Source organism: Limnohabitans sp., from assembly GCF_040401495.1.
Classification (GTDB): Bacteria; Pseudomonadota; Gammaproteobacteria; order Burkholderiales; family Burkholderiaceae_C; genus Limnohabitans.
In genome coordinates, this window is the sequence record NZ_JBBAOI010000068.1 from 1 (window position 1) to 1314 (window position 1314).

Genomic DNA, 1314 nt, shown 5'->3' on the forward strand with positions numbered 1-1314 from the left:
CTGGCCTGGGCCTGATAGCCTCTTTGGATGGAGTGCATCCTTCAAAGGGATCAGGTGTTGCCTGTCTCGATATTGGTCCGTGGACCTCCCGTTTGTTCCAACTGGTGGGCTTGTAGCCTTTTGTGGGTGTCCCGTGGACTTGTCCCATGACATTGAATTTGTTGTGATGAGGTTCATCCTCATCACTTGACATGTCGGTTTCCGACGCATGTATTGGCTCTGGTGGCCACTTTGTCTTCTTGGACATTGTTGTCTTTTGGCGGGTGCCAGTGAAGATCCGCGACATCTTTTTGTCGCTCTGGCCTTGAGGTGGGCCGAACCGTACCTTCTTATGGTTGGTTTTCAGAGGATGTGTCTCTATTACCAGACTCTGTATGACTCCAGAGGACGGGGTTTTTTCATCAACCGTTTCTTGCGTTGTGAGGTGATGTGGGAACATCGGGTGAAGGAGGCCAAGCTCCTTCATGCTAGTGCGAGAAAGTAGTGGGTGCGACAACCCTTGAACCACATAAATTGTGCCTACAGCACTTCGCGTCTGCAGACCGATGCATGCCTCGAAGGCTCCTAGGGTCTTCAACTCTTCCCCTCCTGCGTCCCGGAGGACTATGTCTGAGTGGGAGAGAGAGATACCTTTCGCTTCTGTGGCCGGTATGGCTGTGACCATGGCTCCTGAGTCCGGAACCATGTCACATACAAAGGCGAAGTCATGTCCCAATGGTGTGATCCTCACTGGAACCTGGGATAGGGTCTCAATGGCCAGGACTTCGCAGTCCCTCTTGTCGGCCTTCCTTTTCTTGTCGGCTACAATGCTGCCGAGTGAGCCTGTCAAACGCTCGTAGCTGTCTTGGACAGCATTCACGCTGCCTCCTGAAGGATTTTGCACCAGTGGTTCAAAACAAGCTGGGGAAACGTGCCCCGTCTTGCCGCAGTTTATGCACTTTTTGTCCCATGCCCAACAATTCGATGGCTTGTGGCCGGATTGGCCGCATCGTCTGCAGTTGGTATGACTAGGTGCGTTTGATCTGCTTCGTTCGGGCTCTTGGCCCCGGTTGTTTGACCGTCCGCGGTCTCTGTTGGACCTGTCCGGACTCTGGTCTCTGTCATGGTAGGACGAAGTATAACCCCCTCTTGTTCTGGCATTGTTGCCTCTGGGGCCCCCTCTACCATGACCTGAGCCACGCTCCGCGTGACTGCCGCTGTGCCTACCACCGTGTGATTGGGCTGCCTGACTAGCGGACTTTTGACCCTTTTTGTATGTGGAGACAAAGTTAAGGTCAGACGATGAGGCAGCTGCTGCTGCTGATACCATCTTTG

At 53.7% G+C, this 1314-nt stretch carries 1 protein-coding gene; it reads right to left on the bottom strand.

The features are described from left to right. Nucleotides 1-859 (bottom strand): pepsin/retropepsin-like aspartic protease family protein (locus AC9UEO_RS13705; protein ID WP_509534659.1); only part of this gene is annotated, 859 nt, incomplete at its 3' end. Nucleotides 860-1314: the final 455 nt, after the last annotated feature.